At 68.6% G+C, this 21,959-nt stretch carries 14 protein-coding genes and 1 pseudogene; all 15 read left to right on the top strand.

Annotated features, from left to right (window positions below):
- The first annotated feature begins 26 nt into the window (after positions 1 to 26).
- The 15 genes and pseudogenes from ABD743_RS03900 (at position 27) to ABD743_RS03835 (ending at position 21,884) form a co-directional block, all read left to right on the top strand.
- Positions 27 to 1,295 carry an MFS transporter gene (locus ABD743_RS03900; RefSeq protein WP_344718921.1) on the top strand — a complete coding sequence of 423 codons (1,269 nt, stop codon included), beginning with the start codon at positions 27 to 29 and terminating at the stop codon, positions 1,293 to 1,295.
- A 218-nt stretch (positions 1,296 to 1,513) separates the two neighbouring features.
- The gene (locus ABD743_RS03895) at positions 1,514 to 2,182 is read left to right on the top strand and encodes a class I SAM-dependent methyltransferase (protein ID WP_344718919.1); all 669 of its coding nucleotides are present in this window, start codon (positions 1,514 to 1,516) and stop codon (positions 2,180 to 2,182) included.
- Between the two features lie 1,563 nt (positions 2,183 to 3,745).
- Positions 3,746 to 4,729, top strand: coding sequence for a 2,3-diaminopropionate biosynthesis protein SbnA (gene sbnA / locus ABD743_RS03890; RefSeq protein WP_344718917.1), 984 nt, complete (start codon positions 3,746 to 3,748; stop codon positions 4,727 to 4,729).
- A gap of 372 nt (positions 4,730 to 5,101) precedes the next feature.
- Complete coding sequence (locus ABD743_RS03885; protein ID WP_344718915.1) at positions 5,102 to 6,496, top strand: FAD/NAD(P)-binding protein; 1,395 nt, start codon at positions 5,102 to 5,104, stop codon at positions 6,494 to 6,496.
- Between the two features lie 303 nt (positions 6,497 to 6,799).
- Entirely contained in the window at positions 6,800 to 8,377 is a 1,578-nt protein-coding gene (locus tag ABD743_RS03880; protein WP_344718913.1) for an ABC transporter substrate-binding protein, read from the top strand.
- Positions 8,378 to 8,570: 193 nt separating this feature from the next.
- Positions 8,571 to 9,974, top strand: coding sequence for a 3-oxoacid CoA-transferase (locus ABD743_RS03875; RefSeq protein WP_344718911.1), 1,404 nt, complete (start codon positions 8,571 to 8,573; stop codon positions 9,972 to 9,974).
- Complete coding sequence (locus ABD743_RS03870; RefSeq protein ID WP_344718909.1) at positions 9,971 to 11,506, top strand: hypothetical protein; 1,536 nt, start codon at positions 9,971 to 9,973, stop codon at positions 11,504 to 11,506. Before ABD743_RS03875 ends, ABD743_RS03870 begins: the two co-directional genes overlap by 4 nt.
- A gap of 1 nt (position 11,507) precedes the next feature.
- Positions 11,508 to 11,996, top strand: a complete 489-nt coding sequence (locus tag ABD743_RS03865) for an acetyl-CoA carboxylase biotin carboxyl carrier protein (RefSeq protein WP_344718907.1) — start codon at positions 11,508 to 11,510, stop codon at positions 11,994 to 11,996.
- A gap of 871 nt (positions 11,997 to 12,867) precedes the next feature.
- Entirely contained in the window at positions 12,868 to 15,429 is a 2,562-nt protein-coding gene (locus tag ABD743_RS03860; RefSeq protein WP_344718905.1) for a Pls/PosA family non-ribosomal peptide synthetase, read from the top strand.
- The gene (locus ABD743_RS03855) at positions 15,426 to 15,989 is read left to right on the top strand and encodes a DUF2165 domain-containing protein (RefSeq protein ID WP_344718903.1); all 564 of its coding nucleotides are present in this window, start codon (positions 15,426 to 15,428) and stop codon (positions 15,987 to 15,989) included. Before ABD743_RS03860 ends, ABD743_RS03855 begins: the two co-directional genes overlap by 4 nt.
- Positions 15,990 to 16,217: 228 nt before the next feature.
- Positions 16,218 to 16,460: pseudogene (locus tag ABD743_RS44385) on the top strand (helix-turn-helix domain-containing protein); the annotation flags it as partial.
- A 9-nt stretch (positions 16,461 to 16,469) separates the two neighbouring features.
- A complete protein-coding gene (locus tag ABD743_RS03850) occupies positions 16,470 to 17,048 on the top strand; it encodes an MmyB family transcriptional regulator (RefSeq protein WP_344718901.1) in 579 nt (192 codons plus the stop codon).
- 100 nt (positions 17,049 to 17,148) lie between these two features.
- Positions 17,149 to 18,675 carry a GMC family oxidoreductase gene (locus ABD743_RS03845; RefSeq protein WP_344718899.1) on the top strand — a complete coding sequence of 509 codons (1,527 nt, stop codon included), beginning with the start codon at positions 17,149 to 17,151 and terminating at the stop codon, positions 18,673 to 18,675.
- Positions 18,672 to 19,826, top strand: a complete 1,155-nt coding sequence (locus tag ABD743_RS03840) for a GlxA family transcriptional regulator (RefSeq protein WP_344718898.1) — start codon at positions 18,672 to 18,674, stop codon at positions 19,824 to 19,826. The genes ABD743_RS03845 and ABD743_RS03840 overlap by 4 nt, the downstream gene beginning before the upstream one ends.
- 849 nt (positions 19,827 to 20,675) lie before the next feature.
- Complete coding sequence (locus ABD743_RS03835) at positions 20,676 to 21,884, top strand: FAD-dependent monooxygenase (RefSeq protein WP_344718896.1); 1,209 nt, start codon at positions 20,676 to 20,678, stop codon at positions 21,882 to 21,884.
- Positions 21,885 to 21,959: the final 75 nt, after the last annotated feature.

Below are 21,959 nucleotides of genomic sequence, written 5' to 3'. Positions count from 1 at the left end.
CAGGGAGATCGAAGGAGGTGTTTCAGGTGAGCAACACCATCGAATCCGACACGACGAGCGGCCGGGGCGGCACGGAGCGCAGCTACGCGGCCGGCGCGATATTCGTTCTCCTCCTGCTTGCGTACCTGGTGAACGCCATGGACCGGCAGGTCTTCCCGGTGCTCCTGGTCGCGGTGCGCAACGACTACGGATTCAGCACGACGGAGGCCGGGCTGCAGTCCACCATCTTCGCCTTGGGTATCGGTGTGCTGGGCCTTCCGTCCGGATACCTCATCGACCGCGTGAGCCGTAAGTGGACGGTCTTCGCCGGAACCGTGATCTTCTCCGCCGCCACCGGGCTGACCACGCTCTCGTTCGGGCTCTGGGACATGACCCTGTGGCGGGTGCTGTCGGGCGTCGGCGAATCCATGCAGTTCACCGCTCTGATCGCGATCGCGGCCACGGCGTTCCCGGCGCGGCGGGGGATGGCGATCGGCACGATCAACATCTGTTTCGCCCTCGGCGCGCTGATCGGACCGACGCTCGGCGGAGCACTGCTCACCCGCACCGGCCAATGGCGCCTGCCGGAGATCGTCTTCGCGGTGCTCGGCGGCATCGTGGCCGTGGCGATCGCCGTGTTCGCGCGGCCGTGGCTGACGGAACGACGGGCACAGGCCCAGACCAGCCACCGAGTCGTCGGAGGCGCCGACACGCTGCTCAACCGCAACACCGTCCTGTTGGTCGTCATGACCGTGATCGGTGGCCTGGTCGACTTCGGCTTCCTGGGCATGTACGGGACGTTCATGCAGACCGCCCTGCATTACTCGGCCGCGCAAGCCGGTCTGGTGGCGGGGATTTCCGGTGCCGGCGCGCTCCTGTCCTTCTACGGCGGACACCTCGGCGACCGACTCTCCCCACGGATCGTGCTGCCCGCATCCTTCGCGTTCACGGGCGTCGCCGGCGCAGCCGTGTTCCTCGGCCCCGGCAACATGGTGTGGCAGATCGTCTTCGCCTTGATGTTCGGGATCGCCTTCAGCGCCGGCGCGTTCGTCCTCCTCGCGGGATTCCTGGTGAAGTCGGTCGAGGGCCGCCGCGCGGGCCTCACAGCGGGGATCTTCGTCACCAGCATCTACATCCCGGCCGCGTTCGCGGGCCTTCTCTTCAGCTCGCTCGCCCAGTCCTGGTCCTGGGGTGCCGCCGCCCTCATCCAGATCGTGCTCGGATCCGCCGTCGCGACCGTGCTGGCGCTGCTGCTGCAACCGTCGCGATTCAGCACGGTGCTGCCTGCGCAGACGTCGGTGGCTGCGGGCGCATGATTCCGGGACCACGCCGAAGCAGCTTCGGCGGGGCCGAGCGGCGAAGGTGCCGGGAGTCTCGGCGGAGGGATCGTCGGAGAACGTTGTCGACGACGTCTTGCCATCGCCGTACCGAAAGGGAGATCGTTCTTCTTGGTCCGGTTCGTCATCAGCCGCTGCTGCCCGGACACACCCGCGCAGCGGCGGCGGGGCCTGCTGCGCGAGAGGACACCCATGCCATGACCGCTGCGAACTCCTCGCCCACTCCTTCCGACCTGCGCCACCCCATGTTCAGCTGGATCTACGCACGGATGAGCCGGCGGATGGAGGCCGGGGGCATGTCCGGCCTGCGTACCGAGCTGCTCGCAGGCCTGTCCGGACGCGTGGTGGAGCTGGGCGCCGGCAACGGACTGAACTTCGCTCACTACCCGCGCACCGTCAGCGAGGTCGTCGCGGTCGAACCGGAGCCCTACCTGCGCACCCACGCCGAAGGCGCCGCCGCCACGGCACCGGTGCCGGTGACCGTCACGCCCGGGCGTGCCGAGAAGGTACCGCTGGCGGACGACAGCGTGGACGCCGTGGTGCTGTGCCTGGTGATGTGCTCGCTGCCCGACCGTGCCGCCGCAATGGCCGAGGTCCGCCGGGTGCTGCGCCCGAACGGGAGCTTGCGGTTCCTCGAGCACACCATCGCCCCCACGCCCGGTCTACGGGCCGTGCAGAAAATCGTCGACGCCACTTTCTGGCCACGGATCGCGGGAGGTTGCCACACCGCCACCGACCCGGTCGGAACGATCTCCACAGCCGGGTTCGAGGTCACCGAGCTGCGCAGACTCCGGTTCCCGGACATCCGATTCACCCAGCCCTCCACCCCACACGTGCTGGGTACGGCCCAGATGGCCACGGCATAGTCGACCTCGGCGCCGGACCTTGATCACCGAACGGGGACGAACAGCCGTGTCCGGCGCGGCCCGATGGCCCGAACCGATGATCAAGGCCGGGCTGGCACCGACCAGCCCCGCGCCAGGCGGCGACCCCGGCCGCCGCGGCTTGATCACCGAATGGGGAGGGGGTAATCGTGCCCGGTGTAGCTGAAGGGACCGACCCGGTGATCAAGACCCAGACAGCCCCGGCGACCTGGCCCCGGCCGCCGGCCTCGGCCACCTGACCTTGATCACCAAATGAGGACCGGCAGGCGGGTCAGGCACGGCCAGAGGGCCCAAACCGATGATCAAGGCCGGGCTGACGCCGATCGGCGCCCGCGCCGGGCGGCCACCCCTCGGATACCGCGCCTTGATCACCAAATGGGGACCGGCAACCGTGTCAGGCACGGCTCAAGGGCCCGAACCGATGATCAAGCCCCTTGATCGCCGAATGGGGACGGGCGGCCGGGTCCAGTACTGCTTAGCGGCCCAAACCGATGATCAAGACCGGGCCGGCACCAACCAGCCCCGCGCCGGGCGGCCACCCCTCGAATACCGCACCTTGATCACAAAATCGGGGCCGGTAGCCGTGTCAGGCACGCTCACGTGCCCGGACCGGTGACCAAGCGCCGGACAGCCCAGCGGCCGAGCCCCGCGCCGGGTGGCCGCCCCTCGGCCGCCCGGTCTTGATCGTCGAACCGGGACGAGCAGGCGTGTCGGGCACGGCTCGGAGGCCCAAACCGATGATCAAGTCTCGGCTGGCACCGACCGGCTCCTCCGGGGCGGCCACCCCCCGCCTGCGAATGCTTGATCACCAGGATGGGGGCCAGCAGCCGGGTCACGCACGGCTCTCGGTGCCGAAACGATGATCAAGGCCGGCCCGGCCTCGTCGCCGGGCTGGCCACCCTCGGTTGCCGCGGCTTGATCGCCGAACGGGGACGGGCGGCCGGGTTTGGTGCAGCTGAGGGGGCCGGATTGGTGATCAAGGTCGGGTTGGCTGCCGCCTCGGGATGCTGATCAGTCCGCTGGGGCGGCGGGCGGCGTCGAGGTGCGGGCTGGTCCTGACCCGTTACGGCATCCGCAGCTCGGCCGGTGCCCTGGATGGCCGAGACGCCTGCCGGTTGTGGGGGCGGTCGGCCGTGTCAGGCACCGCTATCGGTTCCACACCGGTGACCGCCCTACGCATGGCTGCAGCCGCACTGGCCGGTGTCCCGAGCCGCACTTCTGGCACGCCGGACCCAAGCAGCGAGGCCCGGTCGACCGCCGCCGGGCGGCAGACCCCGCGGAGCCCAGCTCACGCTGCAGACCGCACTCCCCCAAGCCCGTTGACCAGGAGTTAGCCAGCCTCACGGCCGGTCCCGGAGCGGGGGTCTACCCCAGGTGGGTTTGGGGGGTCTTCCTCCCAGGACGGGGGGCGCCCCGATGGCTCCGGTGCAAGGCGGACGGCAGTCTTCGAACGAGCAAGAAAGCCAGCGGGACCACGATCCCGAACCAAATGAAGACCATGACCGCACAGGCCCCCGCCAGTGCTTCTGCGTCGCGGAGGACGTTATGCCGATCATTTCTGCACCTCACGAATTCAACGAGGACGAGCTCTACATCGATCTCCGTTCGATGTTCGGGCAGTCGTTGTTCCTGAAGTGCGAGGGCTTCAACTTCGCCGGCTCGATCAAACTCAAGGCCGCGACCGAGATGGTCGAGGCCGCCGAGCGGAAAGGCCTGCTCAGGCCCGGTTCCGTGCTGATCGAGTCGTCGTCGGGGAACCTGGGCGTGGCGCTCAGCATGATCGCGGCGAGCAAGGGCTACGGATTCCTGTGTGTCACCGACTCTCGCTGCAACTTGGCCACCAGGCGCCTGATGGAGGCGCTGGGCAGCCGGGTGCACATCGTTACCGAGCCGTCGCCCTCCGGCGGTTTGCTGGGTGCGCGAATCGACTACGTCCGCGCGATGTGCGCGTCCGACGATCGATACGTGTGGCTCAACCAGTACACCAACCCGGGCAACGCGCAGTCGCATTACCGCAGGACGGGGCCGGCGATCGCTCGCCAGTTCCCGAACCTGGACGTGCTGTTCGTCGGGGCCGGAACCACCGGCACCCTCATGGGCTGCTCGCGCTTCTTCAAGGAGCGGCACCCGTCGGTCCGGATCGTGGCCGTGGACAGCGTCGGCTCGGTGACCTTCGGTACCCCCGCTGCGCGCCGCATGATCCCCGGTCTGGGCACGAGTGTTCGTCCCCCGCTGCTCGACGACTCGTACGTTGACGAGGTCGTGCACGTCGAGGAGGCCGACACGATCCGGACGTGCCACAAGCTGGCCCGGCGCGGGTTCCTGTTCGGCGGCTCCACCGGTACGGCCGTCAGCGGCGCGGTGCGCTGGCTGGAGCAGCACGGCTCGCCCGACCTGACCTCGGTGACCCTCGCGCCCGACCTGGGCGAGCGCTACCTCGATACCGTCTACCAGACCAACTGGGTGCACGACCTCTACGGCGAGGACGTGCTCTCCGACGAGCTGGCCACCGTTCCGCCGGCAGCCTGACCAGCACGTTCTCGGCAAGCTCGGGCCGCTACTGCGCAATGAGGAATTGATCCCCGTTGCGCAGTTTCTGCTCTTTCCGGGTCCGGCCGCTCTCGGGGCGGCAAGACGAGACCCAGGCCACGACGCTCGGAGTGCTACACGAGTTCTCCGGTGGCACGCACACTGATGAAGTACCCGGCCACCTGCGGTTTGCCGCCGGCCGAGGTCCGACGATCCGGCCCATCGACCACGTCTGTCCGGTCGAGCCGCAGACGGTCAAACACCCCGTTGCGGGAGCTAGCACAAGGCCGTGACCAGCCTCTCGTTCACATATTGGGAGCGCCCGACGTAATGTACGGTCATTAGCCGTTGCGGGATTCCGAGGGGTGCGACATGAGTCGAACGGTGGGGATCGTCGGAGGCGCAGAATCCGGCGTTCGGGGTGATTTCCGGACAGACATCGCTGTCATCGGTGGAGGTGCGAGCGGCACGTTGACCGCGGTGCACCTGTTGCGAGCCGGCGCGAGCGATCTGCGGGTGGTGGTGTTCGAGTCCGAGGCGAGCCGGCGCCATCTCGGGGCGGCGTACAGCACCACGGATCCGCGGCATCTGCTCAACGTGCGGGCCCAGGTGATGAGTGCGTTCCCCGAGGAGCCGGGGCATTTCGTGGAGTGGGCCCGGCAGGCCGGCTATGCGGTGGAGCCGACGGATTTCGTGCCGCGGATGGTGTTCGGGCAGTACCTGCGGAGCCTGGTCTCACAGTTCGGTGACGGTCGGCTGAGGGTGGTCACGGAGCGCGTGGAGGATGTCGTCGCCGACGGGGGCGGCTTCACGCTCACCGCCGGGGACACCTCCACGCGCGCCGGCGCGGTGGTGTTCGCCTACGGCAACCCCGCACCCCGGCAGCTGGCCACCGCGGCCGGGCCGCTTCCGGACGCCGCGTGGCACGTGCGCAACCCGTGGGACCTCGACGCCCTCACCGCGTTGCCCGATGACGCCACGGTCGTGCTCGTCGGCAGCGGGCTGACCGCGGTCGATGCCGCGATCACGCTCCTGGAGGATGCTCCTCGGCGACGAGTGGTGATGGTCAGCCGCCACGGTGAACTGCCGCGCACGCACCTTGCGCAGGCCCTCACCGACTGGGTCTCCCCCATCCCACCGTTGGGACCGCTGACGGCGGACGGGCTCGCCGAACTGATCCGCACCCAGATCGAGGTCGCCGCACGCCAGGGCGTGAACTGGCGCGCGGTCATCGACGGCCTGCGGGCCGCCACTCCGTCGATCTGGGCTCGCCTCGACCTCGACGAGCGCCGCCGGTTTCTCACCGCCCACTCCCGCGACTGGGACGTGCGCCGGCACCGGATGGCTCCTGCGCCGGCGGCCCGGATCCGCGCCTACCGTGCCTCAGGCCGGCTCTCCGTGCACGGCGGTGGCCTCCAAGGGGTGGAGGATCTCGGGTCCCGTTGCCGGGTCGAGCTGGATGGTGTCGCCCTCGACGCCGACGCACTCGTCAACTGCACCGGTCCGCTGAACGACGTCACACAGACCGTCGACCCCCTCCTGCGCAGCCTGGTCGACCGCGGCACCGTCGCCCCCGACCCACTCGGCATCGGTCTGGCCTGCACACCCGACGGCCGGCTCCTCGACAGCACCGGCGCCATCGCCCTCGCGATGTACGCCGTCGGCCCGCCCAGAAAGGGCGCGGTGTGGGAGTCGCTCGCCGTCCCGGAGATCCGGGATCAGGCCGCCCTGCTCGCCCAGCACCTCGTCTCGGCGCGGGCTGCCTGACGACCACGTACTGCGCCGGCCCGGGTTGATCATCGGACTCGGGCCGGCGCGAGTATGCATTGGCAACATGATTGTGAACAATCTCGCTGCCTGTTATGGTCACGATCGGTTCATCGAGCCGGTAAACGCGTCGAAGTCGTAGCTCCCCCAGCTGATTGCCCGGGCCACGGGCACCCGTCTGGCTGCAGCTGCCGAGTTCGTCGGGGTTGGTCCAGTACGCCGTTGTAATGGGACAGCTCGAGCGGGGTGATGTGGTCCGTGAGATCGCAAACGAGGCGCGTTCGTGCACTGCACGGTCTGGCAGTGCTTCTGGCTCTCTCTCTGATAGGCACTGCCTGTGGCGAGGCCGGCGACCGGCCCGACACCGTCACCGCCGGGCTGGATGCCTCCCAGCCGTTCGGGGGTGACCCAGCCGCAGAAGGCACCCCGACCAGCGGGGGAACCCTCGTCGTCGGGATGTACACCGAGGCCCGGTCCTTCGACCCCACGGTCGGGTCCAACCTCATCGCGTCGGCGGTCTACGACTCGCTGCTCAAGATGGACAGCAAGGGCGACCCGCAGCCGTACCTGGCCAAGTCGATGACCACGCCGGACAACGGCAAGACCTGGTTGCTCGGCCTGCGCGAGGGAGTGACCTTCCAGGACGGCACGCCGCTGGACGCCGACGCGGTGATCTTCAACGTCGCCCGCCAGCGCGACAAGGCCACGGCGCTCGGACACCTCTACACCGAACCCATCGACTCGATGACGGCTGTCGATCCGCTGACCGTCGAGTTCGTGCTCAAGCGGCCCACCGGCTCCTTCCCCGTGTCGTTCGCGCTGCCGTTCTCCTCGGGCAACCTCGGCACGATCGCCTCGCCGACCGCCGTGCAGAAGTGGGGCGAGGACTACGGGCGCCACCCCGTGGGCGCCGGGCCGTTCAGCTTCGTCGAGTGGATCCCGAACAACAAGATCGTCGTCACGAAGTTCGACGGCTACTGGGACAAGGGCAAGCCCTACCTCGACGGCATCGAGTTCCGGCCGCTCCCCGACACCGAGACGCGCTACGCGTCGGTCGCCAACGGCGACATCGACCTCAACATCGGTGGCTTCTTCACCGAGGCCCAGCGCTCGTCGCTCGACCAGAACCTCGAGACGTACTACGGCCCGGGCGGCGACGGCGAGTTCCTGTACTTCAACTTCTCCAAGAAGCCTTTCGACGATCCCCGTATGCGTGAGGCCGTGATCCGGGCGATCGACCCGAAGGCGCTCAACGCCACCCAGTACCGCGACGCCGGCGACCTGGCGACCACCGCCTTCGCCGAGGGCGACCAGTATTTCAGCCGAAAGGCAGCCGACTCCTACCCGACCTACGACCCGGAGAAGGCGAAGCAGCTGATCGCCGACTACCGCGCCTCCGGCGGCAACCCGGACTTCACGTTCCAGGACGCCACCTCGCCCAACAACGTCCAGTTCGCGACATTCCTGCAGGCGCAGTGGGCCGCGGTCGGGCTGAACGTGAAGCTGCAGCTCGACGACATCGCCACCGTGATCACGACGGTGGTGCAGGGCGGCAACTTCCAGATGCTGCACTGGATCAGCGGGCCGTACGAGAACCCCTACCCGTTCATGTACAACCAGTTCCACACGGGCGGGATCAACAACTACGGCAAGTACTCGAACCCCCAGGTCGACGCCGCGCTCGACGAGGCCACGAGCACCACTGATCCGGCAGAGCGGATAGCGGCTTACCAGAAGGCGCAGGAGCTGCTCAACGACGACCTGGCCGTGGCCTGGATGGCCAGAGCGGCGAAGGCCGCGATCGCCAGACCGAACGTGAAGGGCGTTTCCCGGTACCTGTCCAGCGAGCTGTTCTGGGGAGGCACCTGGAAGTCCTCCTAGTGTCGCGGAAACGGGGTTCCTTGCCCGGATCCGGTGTCCAGGCGGATGGATCGCAAGGCGGAGGAGGCGCCGATACCGCTGTTGTATCGGCGCCGACGACAACGCCGCGAGGCGCCGCCTGGGCGCCGGAGGCGGGTAAGACGACCTCGTTTCCTCGGCACTAGGGCCCCGAACGACATTCCAGGAGAGAAGTGTGGACAAGGTTTTCGATTCACCGGCCGCTGCCGTCGCCGACATCGCCGACGGGTCCAGCGTCGCCATCGCGGGGTTCGGGGTCACCCATCGTTTCCCGTCGAGCCTGATCACCGCATTGCGGGACCAGGGCGCCAGGCGGCTGACCGTCTACTGCAACGGGCTCGGCGTGCCCGGGCAGCCGACCGCGCAGCTGCTGGCCGAGAACGGGCAGCTGGCCAAGCTGGTGGCCTCGTTCTCGTCCCGCCCCGGCCCGGTCACCATCGCGGAGCAGCAGATTCTGGCCGGCGAGCTCGAGTTCGAGATCGTCCCCCAGGGCACCCTCGTGGAGCGGATGCGGGCGGGAGGCGCGGGCATCGCGGCCTTCTTCACCCCCGCCGGAGCCGGCACCCTCGTCGGCGAGGGGAAGGAGGTGCGTGACTTCGACGGGCGTCCACACCTGCTCGAACACGGCATCCGCACCGACTACGCGCTGCTGCGCGCCTGGCGCGCCGACCGCATGGGCAACGTGCAGTTCCGCGGGGCGAGCCGCAACTTCAACGACAGCTTCGCCAAGGCCGCCCGGGTGGCGATCATCGAGGTCGACGAGATCGTGGAAGTCGGCGAGATCGCCCCGCAGGACATCGACCTGCCCGGGGTGTTCGTCGCGAGGGTGGTCGTCGGAACCGTCCACATCGACGTCGGCAACCTCCCGCGCCGCGCGGCCCGCTCGGCTCAGAGCGGGCGGCTGTACGCGGACAAGCCGGGCCTGACCCGCGAGGAGATCGGCCACCGCGTCGCGATGCTCGTGGAACCCGGGAGCATCATCAACCTGGGTGCGGGGCTGCCCAACCTGGTGGCCAACTTCCTGGGCGGACGCAACGTCGTCCTGCACGGCGAGAACGGCGTGCTGAAGTACGGCGGGTTCGTCACGAACGGCGAGCGGGATCCCGATCATCACGACGCCGGCGGCAACTTCATCACGCTGGAGCCGGGAGCGTCGTTCTTCGACAGCGTCACCTCGTTCGAGATCGCCCGGTCCGGCAGGCTGGACGCTGTGGTGCTCGGCGCGTACCAGGTCGGTGGGCAGGGCGACCTGGCGAACTGGGCGGTGCCGGGCCGGCCGGGCGGGGGGATCGGCGGGGCGATGGACCTCGCGGTCGGTGCCAAGAGGGTGATCGCCACTCTCGAACACCTCGACAGCAAGGGCCGGCCGAAGCTCGTCGAGGAGTGCTCGTACCCCGTCACCGCACCGGGCTGCGTCGACGTCGTCGCCACCGATCTCGCGCTGTTCACCCGCATGCCGGGCGGGCGCTTCCGGCTCGACGAGGTGGCCAGGGGCTTCACGGTCGACGAGGTGCTCGGACTGACCGACATGCGGGTCGATGTCGCCGACTCCGTCGGTGTCATGCAGGACGCCTGGTGAGCGCACCCGCGCAGGAGGTCCGATTCCTCGACACCACGTTTCGTGACGGCTCGCAGAGCCTGTGGGCGATGGGGATCCGCCACGGGATGATGGAGGCCCTCGCCGGCGATCTCGACAACGCCGGGTTCGACGTGATCGAGGTGCCCGCCAACGCGATCTTCTTCAAGAAGATGGTGCGCGATCTCAAGGAGGACCCCTGGGAGACCATGCGCATGCTCGCGCGCAGGATCTCCCGGACACCCAAGTCGTGCATGGGGGGTGCGGGCGGCAGCCTCAACGGCTTCGGCACGCCCACTCCCCCGGTGCTCGGCGAGCTCTTCTCCCGCAGGCTCGCCGAGATCGGGGTGCTCAACCGCGGCCAGTTCATGGCCAACACCGCCGACCAGCTCTCACGGCAGTTCCCCAGGATGATGCCGCTGGCACGTGAACTGGGACTCCAGGTCGCGATCGCCGTCTGCTACACGATCTCGCCGCGGCACACCGACGAACACTTCGCCGACACCGCCCGCCGCGCCGCGGCGTACCGCCCCGACGTCATCTATCTCAAGGACGCCGGTGGCCTGCTCACCGTCGACCGGATTCGGACGCTGCTCCCGGTGCTGCTCAGGGAGGCGGGCGACATCCCCGTCGAACTGCACTCCCACTGCACCACCGGACTCGCGCCGCTGGTGTATCTGGAGGCGCTCAAGCTCGGCGTGCGCACGCTGCACTGCGGCATCCCGCCGCTTGCCAACGGCTCGGCGCAGCCGTCGGTGCTCGACGTCGCCCGCAACGCGCGGCTCATGGGCTTCACCCCGACGGTCGACGAGGAACTGCTCGCCTCGATCTCGGGACGGCTGCTGGAGTTCGCGAAGCAGGACGCGCTGCCCATCGGCGCACCCCTGACCCACGACCTCAACCACTACCGCCACCAGATCCCCGGCGGCGTGATATCCAACCTGCGGTTCCAGCTCTCCGAGATCCGGATGGACCACCGGCTCGACGAGGTGCTCGAGGAATGCGTCCAGGTCCGCGAGGACCTCGGATTCCCCATCATGATCACGCCGTTCTCGCAGTACGTCGCCACGCAGGCGGCGATCAACGTCGCCTCCGGCGAGCGTTACGGCGTCGTCATCGACGAGCTGGTGCGGTTCGCCGCGGGCCGCTACGGCGAGGACTCCGGCTACACCTGGATGGACCAGAACCTCAAGGACCGCTTCCTCGCCATGCCCAGGGCTCAGGAGCTGGCGATCCTCGACGAACGGCCCATCGAGGACGTGTCCCTTCACGACGTGCGGCAGAGCATCGGCGCCCCCGGTCTGTCCGACGACGAACTGCTGCTGCGCGTGATCATGCAGGGCACCTCCGAGATCGACGCCATGCGCGCCGCGGGGGCGCCGCGGCGCTACTCCTCCACCGGGATGCCGCTGCTCACGCTCGTGGAGCGGCTCGCACAGAGCAGTGGGATCCGGTACGTACGCGTCCAGCGCGGCAGCGACGCGATCACCGTCCAGAACCGGGCAGGCGCTGCCGCCACCACGCAGGGGAGCTGAGATGACCGATTCTCTGAGCGATGCGGATGTCGAGCAGGTCGTCCGCTTGATCGAGACGCTGGACGGCTCGTCGTTCGACTATCTGGAGCTGCAGGTCGGCGACCTGAAGGTCACGATCGGCAAGGGCGAGCCACCGTCGGTCGGCAGCGCCCCCGTCACGACACCCGTGCCCCAGGTGCTCCCGGCCGCGGTCGCGCCGGCGCCCGTCGCGGCAGCGGCTCCGGCGGTCGCGCCCTCCGCCGACTCGGTGGAGATCACCGCCCCGACCATGGGCATTTTCTACGCGCAGTCCGAGCCGGGGAAGCCACCGTTCGTGACGGTCGGCGCGCTGGTCGAGGAGGACACCACCGTCGCGCTCGTCGAGGTGATGAAGACCTTTCACGCCGTGTCGGCCGGCGTGCGTGGCACGGTCGTCGAGGTCTGTGTGCAGGATGCTCAGCTCGTGGAGTTCGGCCAGGTGATGTACCGCGTCGAGCCGGCGCTGCGATGAACGTGTCGCATCTCTCCACGGGCAGGATGCCCGATCATCTGCCGGGCCCGGTTGCCGCCCGTTAAACAGCGGTTGGCGGACCACGATCACCCGCCGTGCTCGACCTGGGGCGGGGCAGCGAGATCAACCAGGACATTCACGCTGTTCGTGACAATCCGGGACCGGACTTCACCGAAGCGCTCCGTATTCACGGTTTCGCACCGTAGTATCGGTTTCCGCACGGCCCGCCTCGACGCGAGGTCACCCTGCCGGATTCGTCGGTAAACGTCCCCATATTCACAGCACAACTGGACGTACATTTAATTTCCGACAATTCACACACTGTTATAGCGCTTTGCCACGGGGCGAGCTAGGCTTCGCCCGCGACATAACGAGCCGGAGCCAGAGACGGACCCGACACTTGGCACTTCAACTTATCGTGGTGGAGCGTTGTTTGCATGGACATCTGATCCCCGGCACCGTCCCCCGCCATGCGTACATGCACCCCGGCCACCACGGCCACGACGGGAGATCTGCGGGTAATCCACGTAGGACGACCCACTGATTTCACTCTGTCGTCGGCCTGATCGGTACAGCATGCACTGACTTCACGCATCGCCGGCCCCGAGCCCCCGTGCCCCGCAGTCACAGCACGGACGTCCGACCGGCCTTCTTTCCCGCCTTCGCTCTCCGCCGGCCACTCCTCATCATGCCGGCCAGTTTTCCCAGCCGCGCACCGCTTTACACCCGGCGCGCGGACGTACCGTCATGCAGTTTCGGCGCGGGCCTCTCCCGAGCCTGTAGTGCGCCATTGAATTACGGCATTGATGTTAAGGAGCTCACGTTCGTGGGAGATTCGGCTCAGGATTGGGCGGCCGTCACAGCACCCCTGATGACCATTTCGCCACGGCCGGCGTTCGACACCGAACGGAAGTTCGCCGAACTGCTGGCCGACATCGCAGACGTCGAGCAGGTGCCCGTCGACAGCAACTTCTTCGACGACCTGGGCGCCGACTCGATGGTGATGGCCCGGTTCTGTGCCCGGATCAGGAAACGACCGGATCTGCCGGCGGTGTCCATGAAGGACATCTACCGGCACCCCACGGTCAGAAGCCTCGCCACGGCGTTCACGGAGACCACTCCCGCTCCAGCCCCCGCCCGAGCCGCGGTGCCGTCTCCTCGGCCCGCGCCGGCCGAGGAGACGGCACCGGCCGAGGAGACGACGCCGACACCTGCCCCGCCACGAGCCGGCACTCGGCAGTACGTCCTCTGCGGGGCGTTGCAGCTCTTGATCTTCCTCGCCTACTCCTACCTGGCCGGATACATCGCGAACTTCGGCTACGACTGGATCTCCGCGGGCTCCGGTGTGGGCGATGTCTACCTGCGGTCGATCATGTTCGGTGACGCGAGCGTGGTCGCTCTGTGCGTGCTTCCCATCGTGGCGAAATGGGTGCTCATCGGACGGTGGAAGCCTCAGGAGTTCCGCGTCTGGAGCCTCGGCTACGTCCGCTTCTGGGTCGTCAAGACGCTGGTGCGGTCGAACCCGCTGCTCCTGCTGATCGGCGGCCGAGCGCGGTCGAGCACGGCGTCGCCGATCCTCAACTTCTATCTGAGGGCACTCGGCGCGAAGATCGGGCCCGGAGTCACGATCTTCTCCCGGAACTTCCCGGTGTGCACCGATCTGCTCACCATCGGCGCAGGCACGGTCATCCGCAAGGACTCCTTCATCTCCTGCTACCGGGCCCACGACGGGATGATTCAGACGGGCGCGGTCACCCTCGGGAAGGACGTGTTCGTCGGCGAGATGACCGTGATCGACATCGACACCTCGATGGGCGACGGGTCCCAGCTCGGTCATGCCTCCTCCCTGCATCGTGGGCAGGCCGTGCCCGCGGGCGAGAGCTGGCACGGGTCGCCCGCGCAACGCGCCGAGGTGGACTACCGCGTGGTCGACGCGGCCCCGGGAGCCGCCCTGCGGGCCGCGATGTTCGGCATCACGCAACTGCTGACCGTGCTCGTGCTGGTCGTGCCGGTGCTGGTCGGCGGCATAGTGCTGGTGCTCGCCGGGATCCCGCAGCTCAACCAACTCGTGAACCCGGGACCCCTCGCCCTCACCACCTGGTGGTTCTACGGGGACGTGCTGCTGGTATCCGCGGTTCTCTTCGCTGCGTACGTGGTGGTCGGCCTGCTCTTCGTCGGCACCGTCCCCCGTCTGCTGAACCGCGCGATCAAGCCCGACACGGTGTATCCGCTGTACGGCTTCCACTACGGAATCCACAAGGCGATCGCGCGCATGACCAACGTGCGGTTCCTGGTGTGGCTCTTCGGCGACAGCTCCTACATCGTCAACTATCTGCAGTGGGTCGGGTACGACCTTTCCACCGTGGTGCAGAGTGGCTCGAACTTCGGCACGGACGTGCGGCACGAGAACCCATACCTGACCACGATCGGCAGTGGAACGATGGTCGCCGACGGACTTTCGATCATCAATGCCGACTTCTCGAGCACGTCCTTCAAATTGTCCCGGGCAACGGTTCCCGGGCACAGTTTCCTCGGGAACCAGATCGCCTACCCCGCACAGAGCACCACAGGCGACAACTGCCTTCTCGCGACGAAGGTCATGGTCCCCGTCGGCGGCAAGGTCCGGGAAGGGACCGGGCTGCTGGGCGCGCCCAGCTTCGAGATCCCGCGATCGGTGGAGCGAGACACCCGACTGCACGACATCACCCGGGTCCAGCTGCGCCGCCGCCTCAAAGCAAAGAACAGGCACAACCTCGTCACGATGGGGCTGTACCTGCTGTCGCGCTGGGCCTTCTTCTTCGGGGTCCTGATGCTCGACTCGTTCGCTGCGGTGCTCTACTACGGGTGGGACGACATTGCGATCGCGCTGGCGAGCGTCGTCTCCGTCCTGTTCAGCATCGTGTACTGGACGCTGGCCGAGCGGCTCGTCAAGCGTTTCCAGGACCTGGAGCCGTTGTACTGCTCGATCCACGACCGCGCGTTCTGGCGCCACGAGCGGTACTGGAAGATCCCGGCGCAGGCCTATCTCGTGATCCTGAACGGCACCCCGTTCAAGAACGTGGCCTGGCGGCTGCTCGGCGTGAAGATCGGACGGCGGGTCTTCGACGACGGGGCCATGCTGACGGAGCGGACGCTCACCCATATCGGGGACGACTGCACGCTCAACGCCTCGACCACCCTCCAGTGCCACTCCCAGGAGGACGGCACCTTCAAGTCCGACCACATCACGCTCGGCGCCCGGTGCACTCTCGGGGTCGGCGCGTTCGTCCACTACGGCGTGACAATGGCCGAGGACTCGGTGCTCGAGACCAGTTCGTTCCTCATGAAGGGCGAGGAAGTCCCGCCCCACGCCCGGTGGGCAGGAAACCCGGCCACGGCGCTGAACGACGACCACACGCGGCCCCTCGTGAAGCTGGGCGACGCGCGCTGGTGAATGAGGTTCCGTCCCGCTCCACGCGGCGGCCGCCACTGTCCGGGCTCGGCACCCTGCCGGTGGCGGCCACCGTGATGACGTCGGTGCTCGCCCTGTACATGCTGCTGGTCCTGTTCGGCAATATCACCGACTTCGGCACGAACCGCGAGTTCGTCCAGCACGTTCTCGCAATGGACACGACGTTCCACGATCCCCACGTCACGTGGCGGGCGATCACGAACCCGGCGCTGCAGGACGCGGTGTACGTCTGCGTGATCATCTGGGAGGCGCTGACCACGGCCGTGCTGGTGTACGCCGTGGTGCTGTGGGGGTCCGCGTTCCGCCACAACAGCAGCTTCGAACGCGCGCGGCGGGTCGCGACCCTCGGCTTGCTCATGATCGTCGTGCTGTTCGCGGGTGGGTTCATCGCCATCGGCGGCGAGTGGTTCGCGATGTGGCAATCCACGGAATGGAACGGGCTGCAGCCCGCTCTGCAGAACACGATCCTCGCAGCGTTCGCGCTGGTGCTGGTTCAGCTGCCGTCCCGGCACTGGGAGGCCGGGGGAAGCGACCCGGCCTGAGTCACGGTCTCCGGTCGAGGCCGCCCGGCGTCCACCCTTCTCCATTCCACGAATCCCCGGGATCGGGTGAAGAAACCCGGGGCACCCCCGGGGGCGACGCGAACGGTCCAGCTCAAGACTGGTTGCCCCAACAGCCCACGGCACCGACGCTGCGGAGGACGTTGCGGAACTCTCATCGAGCGCTCGTCGTGGGCACGAAGGGCGACCGATCGTTCGCAGGGAGCGGGTATGAACCGAAACGCCGATCTGGGAACGTTCCTGCGAAGCCGCCGCGCGCGGCTCGATCCGGCGGACGTCGGCCTACCGAGCACCGGGCGGCGCCGGGTACCGGGCCTTCGCAGGGAGGAGCTGGCGGCCGTCGCGGGTGTGAGCGCCGGCTACTACGCACGTCTGGAACAGGGCCGACAGGTCACGGCATCACCCTCGGTTCTCGACGCACTGGCGCGGGCGCTCCGTCTCACGGCGGACGAGCGGAGGCACTTGTACACCCTCGCCGGTACAGCGGACACGACATCGGTCGCCGGCCTGCCCGAGGGGGCCGCAGATCCCAGAGCCCGGCGCATCGTCGACGTCTTCGGCGACACACCGGCCATGCTCTGCGGTCCGTACACCGACGTCCTCCTGGCGAACGCGGCCGCGAGCTTTCTCCTCACCGATTTCAGCGCTCTGCCGGCGGGTGACCGCTACGCGATCAAATGGCACCTCCTGGCCCCCGAGACCCGCGAACTCTACGGTGCCGACTGGGAAGGCGTGACCGTCGACATGATCGGCATGTTGCGACTTCAGGCGGCCCGCCATCCGCGCGACCCCCGCATGCGGGACCTGGTGGCCGAACTGGGTGCGCGAAGCCCGCTGTTCCGTCGGCAATGGGCCGAGCACCGCGTTTCGGCCGGACTGCGCGACAGAAAGGTGCTCAATCACCCCGATGCCGGAAAGGTGGCGATATCGGTTGAGATGCTGATATTGCACGTGGCCCCGGAGAACACACTCGTCCTGTTGATCCCCGACGACGCCCACGGATTCGAGACAGCGCTTCACAAGTTCGCCACTGCAGCCTGACCGGCCCGTCACACGGTGCACGTCAGTGCTGGGTGGACCTCGCGTGACTACCCATCACGTGTCGACTCTCATGCCCCCGAGTACGCGTTTCATCGTCGGTATGGCATCGGTATCGACCAGCTACGACTACGTCATCGTGGGCGCCGGGACCGCAGGCTGCGTGATCGCCGCCCAATTGTCGGAGCATGACGGCGCTCGCGTGCTGCTGCTCGAGGCCGGGAGCCGCGACCCTCAGCCACTCGGCTCGGTGCCTCCGGCCTGGCCGAAACTGCTCGGGACGCCGGCGAGTTGGGGTGAGAGCACCGTGGCTCAGGCGGCGACCGGAACACCCATGCCGTTTCCGCGCGGGCGCGGCCTGGGGGGCTCGTCGGCCATCAACGGCATGATCTTCGTGCGCGGGCACCGGTCCAGCTACGACGCGTGGGTCGCCGCCGGCGCGAAGGGGTGGGGGTTCGACGACCTGCTTCCGTACCTGTGCCGCAGCGAGAACGCCGTGGGACGCGATCCCGTCGTGCGGGGCGTCGACGGCCCATTGCTGGTCGGGCCGTCGAACCCGCGGCATCCGGTGGCCGAGGCAGTGCTGGCGGCAGCAGTGGAAACCGGGTTCGCGACGGCGACCGACATCAGCAGCGGGCTCGAGCAGGGCTTCGGTTGGAACGATCTGAGCATCGCCGACGGCAGACGGTTCAGCGCCGCGGACGCCTACCTGGCACCGGCCATGGGCCGCCCCGACCTCGACGTGGTCACCAACGCCCTGGTCCACCGGGTGACGACAGAGGCCGGGCGAGCGACAGGCGTGGAGTACAGCGTCGGAGCCGAGCAGTTCCGTGCGCGGTGCGAGCGGGAGGTCGTTCTGACGGCGGGGACGGTCGGGTCCGCGCAGCTGCTGCTGCGGTCCGGAATCGGGCCGCAGAGCCACCTGCGCGACGTCGGCGTCGAGACCGTCCTGCATCTGCCCGGCGTCGGGGCCAACCTGCAGGACCACCCTCAGACCACGGTCGTCTACAGCCCCGCGCGACCGGTCCCGCCGTCGGCGAACAACCACGCCGAGGTGACCGGGCTGATCCGCAGCGACCTCGCCCTGGATGGGCCTGACCTGCAGTTCCTCGCGGTGGACATGTCGATGCATTCGCATGCGCCCGCCGGATCCGGACAGGGATACGCCATCGCATGCGCCCTCATGACGCCGCGCAGCCGCGGCACGGTCCGCCTGACGAGCGGCGAGCCGGGAGCGGCGCCCGCGATCGACCCGAACTACTACGGCGACCCGCACGACCTCGAGGTGATGCTCACCGGGCTGCGTATCGCCCGCGAGATCGGGCGGGCATCCGCCCTGACCCCGTGGCGCGGGTTCGAAGCCATGCCCGGCAGAGCCGCGCAGGACGACGCCGACCTGCGCGCCCACCTCCGTTCGAACCTGCTGACCTACTTCCACCCGGTCGGCACGTGCCGCATCGGCACCGACACCGACGCGGTGGTCGACACCGAACTTCGGGTGCACGGGATCGGCGGGCTCCGGATCGCCGACGCATCGGTGATGCCCACCATCGTCTCCGGCAACACCAACGCGACCGTCTACGGCATCGCTGAACGCGCCGCCGATCTCATCGCCGGCGCATCGTCGTGACCGCTACGCCGCACCAGGTGGGCATCCTCGTCTTCCCGGGTGTCACGTTGCTGGACGTCGCCGGTCCTGCCGAGGTGTTCACCGAGGCCAACCGGTACGGAGCGACGTACGAGGTGAAGGCGTACTCGCTCGACGGCCATGCGGTGCGGTCCTCGACCGGGATCACGGTGGCCGCCGACGCCGCGGTCGCGGACGCGGACGGGTCGGACACGGTGCTGCTGCCCGGGTCGGATGATCTCGCCGGTTTCGTCGAGCCCGCGCTGGTGACGGCCGCGATCGGGCTCACCCGCGGTGCGGGGCGGATCGCCTCGATCTGTGCGGGTGCGTTTCTGCTGGCTGCCACGGGTCGGCTCGACGGGCGCAGGGCCACCACGCATTGGCGCCACGGTGCCACGCTCGCCCGTCGTCATCCCCAGGTGATGGTCGAGCCGGACGCCATCTTCGTCACCGACGGCACGATCACGACCTCCGCCGGGGTGAGCGCGGGCATCGACCTGGCCCTCGCGCTGGTGGAGGACGACCACGGGCCCGGCGTGGCCTGCCAGGTCGCCCGGTCGATGGTGGTTTTCCTGCAGCGGCCGGGCGGGCATTCACAGTTCTCGGTGCCCTCGCGCACGCCGCGGCCGCGTAGCCGGATGCTGCGCGACCTGCTGGACACCATGGCGGCGGATCCGGCAGGCAGCTACTCGGTGCCCGAGCTCGCCGCGGCGGCAGGTATCAGCACACGGCATCTGACCCGGCTCTTCCAGCAGCAGCTCGGCACCACTCCGGCACGTCACGTCGAGCGGCTCCGCGTCGAGGCCGCGCAGGCGCTGATCGACGCGGGCCACACGGTCAAGTCGGCCGCCGCGCGCAGCGGGTTCGGGAGCGAGGATCGGCTCCGCCGGGCGTTCGCGCACCACCTCGGTGTCTCACCCACCGCCTACCGACGACGTGGCACCACCGCTCACGGCACAGGGGAACCGTCGACCCGTGACGCTGCGCCTGCACGGGACCGACGGCCCCGCGGTTCTCACTGGAACCGGACGTCACCGAGGTCGATCGACACGAGCAGCGGCTCAGGAGCCACACTGCCGTCCGCTGCGAGCGGATGGACCCGGCGTGTGGTCGCAACGACGATGCCGTCGAACTCGCGGTGGTCCGCTGAATAGTGCGCGGCCGGCCCTCCGCCGACGACTTCCGCGTTGTAGTCGTGCCGCCGGATCAACCGGTCCGGGCCGACGTAGAAGACCTGTTCGGCGCTGTGCGTGGCGATGTGGGCAGGAAAAGTGACCTTGAGGCGGCGCCACGATCGACCCTCCTCCTCCCACGGCTCCAGCTCCTCGGTGCGGAAACCGGGCGAGGCGAACGAGAACGGAGCGGTCAGGTAGGTCCACATCGCATAACCGGCGAAGTAGGCCAGGTGCAGCTCGTCCCACGGCGTCTCGAGGACGTGGCCGGCGAACGCAGCACGCGGATCACGTCGCTCCGCGACCACTTCCCCCGAGTCCCTCTCGATGGCCACGCGGTCGGCGGTGACGGAGCTGTGCAGCCCGGGCATGCCGAACGGGTAATGGCTTGCGAACTGTTCGTGGAGCTCGATGCGGACATTCGTGTCGTCCAGGAGGCCGGCTTGCTGCTTCACCGCCCAGGTGATGCCGCCGACGATCAGGTGCGATCGGACCTCGTGCAGCTGATTCCACCGGTCCATCCCGCCGTGGGCTTCGATCACAAGATCCACGAGGTCGCTCATATCAGGATTATCCTTCGCCGCAGTGGTGATGACTCCTACCAAACTCCGCCATCCGCGGATCGCTGCGCCATTCGTTGCCGGTCATGTTCACGTCGGATTCGGACCATCGCCCGATCACCGGGCGGGCGTCCGAATACCCGGGCTGCCGGACCGAGAACAAATGGCGGATCCATCTCCAGTTGGTTGAGATTGACATTGCAGTAATCACCCCGGACTGCCGGGCAACGGCAGCGATACCAGGAGACGCGATCTGAATGGGCAGCGCGACATGACCTACGGCGAGCTGCGGGTGGCGGTGGTCGGTGGCGGGATCGGCGGTCTGACGCTGGGACTGGCGCTGCGCCGGCACGGCATCACCGCCGAGGTGTTCGAGCGGACGACGGCGCTGGGCGAGGTGGGCGCGGCCGTCACCCTGACGGCGAACTCGGTACGCCTGCTCGACCGCCTCGGCCTGCGTCGGGACCTGGAGAAGGCTTCCGTCGAACCCAGTGAGGTCGTCTACCGGGGTTGGCGGGACGATGGACGGATCGCCGCGTACCCGATCGGGCGGGGCGACGCCTACCGGCACCGATTCGGCGCGCCGTGGCTCGGGCTGCACCGGGCCGCTTTGCAGCAGGTTCTCAGCGGGGCGTGGGGCACAGAACACCTTCACCTGGGCCGGGAAGCGGTCGCCCTGGTCGGGCGGGCCGACGGGGTGTGCGTGGAGTTCGCCGACGGTTCCCACCACGACGCCGATGTGGTGGTCGGGGCCGACGGGGTGCACTCCGTCGTACGGTCATGGGTCACCGAGGAGCAACCGCCGCGCTACTCCGGCACCAGCGGGTTCCGCGGGATCGTGCCGATCTCCGCCGTCCCGTCGCTGCCCGACCCCGATGCATTGCAACTCTGGATGGGCCCGGGCGCGCACCTCCTGCACTACCCGATCCACGGCATGATCAACTTCTTGGCGGTCGTCGACGGACCCACCACGTGGCCGTCACCCACCGGCACCGCCCAGGCCGACCCCGGCGAGCTCGCCGCCCACTTCGCCGGGTGGTCCCCCGCCCTGCTCACCCTGCTCACCGCCGTACCGCAGAGCGACCGCTGGGCGCTGTTCACCCAGCTGCCGCTACAGACGTGGAGCCAGGACCGCGCCGTGCTCATCGGAGACGCGGCGCACGCGATGCTGCCCCACCACGGACAGGGCGCCAACCAGACGATCGAGGACGCGGTGGTGCTCGCCGACTGCCTCGCAACCATCAGGCGCGGGCAGCACGCCACCGCATTCCACCGGTACGAACTGCGGCGCCGGGCCCGTACGCGCCTCGTCCAACGCAGCTCCCTCGACAAGTCGGCACTCCTGCACCTGCCCGACGGCCCCGAGGCCACGGCCCGCAACACCGCCCTGCTCGACCTCGAGAAACAGGTGGCCTGGATCCACGAACACGACGCCCAGCAGCCCAGCGCGCACGGGGAACGCCTTCCCGCACCGTCGTGATCGACGGGTGAGCCCATCCGATTCCGCGCCGCAAGCGACCCGTTGCGGAACCGATTGCGGCGCCCCCTACCGACG

The sequence above is a fragment of the Pseudonocardia yunnanensis genome (assembly GCF_039534065.1).
Classification (GTDB): Bacteria; Actinomycetota; Actinomycetes; order Mycobacteriales; family Pseudonocardiaceae; genus Pseudonocardia; species Pseudonocardia yunnanensis.
The sequence above is the reverse complement of the archived record's forward strand: the minus strand, read 5'-3'. Positions and strand labels throughout refer to the sequence as shown.

What these genes read in the sequence shown, in the direction of transcription:
- ABD743_RS03895 (WP_344718919.1), top strand. Translation starts at nt 1,514, where the DNA reads ATGACCGCTGCGAACTCCTCGCCCACTCCTTCCGACCTGCGCCACCCC.
- sbnA (WP_344718917.1), top strand. Translation starts at nt 3,746, where the DNA reads ATGCCGATCATTTCTGCACCTCACGAATTCAACGAGGACGAGCTCTAC.
- ABD743_RS03885 (WP_344718915.1), top strand. Translation starts at nt 5,102, where the DNA reads ATGAGTCGAACGGTGGGGATCGTCGGAGGCGCAGAATCCGGCGTTCGG.
- ABD743_RS03865 (WP_344718907.1), top strand. Translation starts at nt 11,508, where the DNA reads ATGACCGATTCTCTGAGCGATGCGGATGTCGAGCAGGTCGTCCGCTTG.
- ABD743_RS03860 (WP_344718905.1), top strand. Translation starts at nt 12,868, where the DNA reads ATGACCATTTCGCCACGGCCGGCGTTCGACACCGAACGGAAGTTCGCC.
- ABD743_RS03845 (WP_344718899.1), top strand. Translation starts at nt 17,149, where the DNA reads ATGGCATCGGTATCGACCAGCTACGACTACGTCATCGTGGGCGCCGGG.
- ABD743_RS03835 (WP_344718896.1), top strand. Translation starts at nt 20,676, where the DNA reads ATGACCTACGGCGAGCTGCGGGTGGCGGTGGTCGGTGGCGGGATCGGC.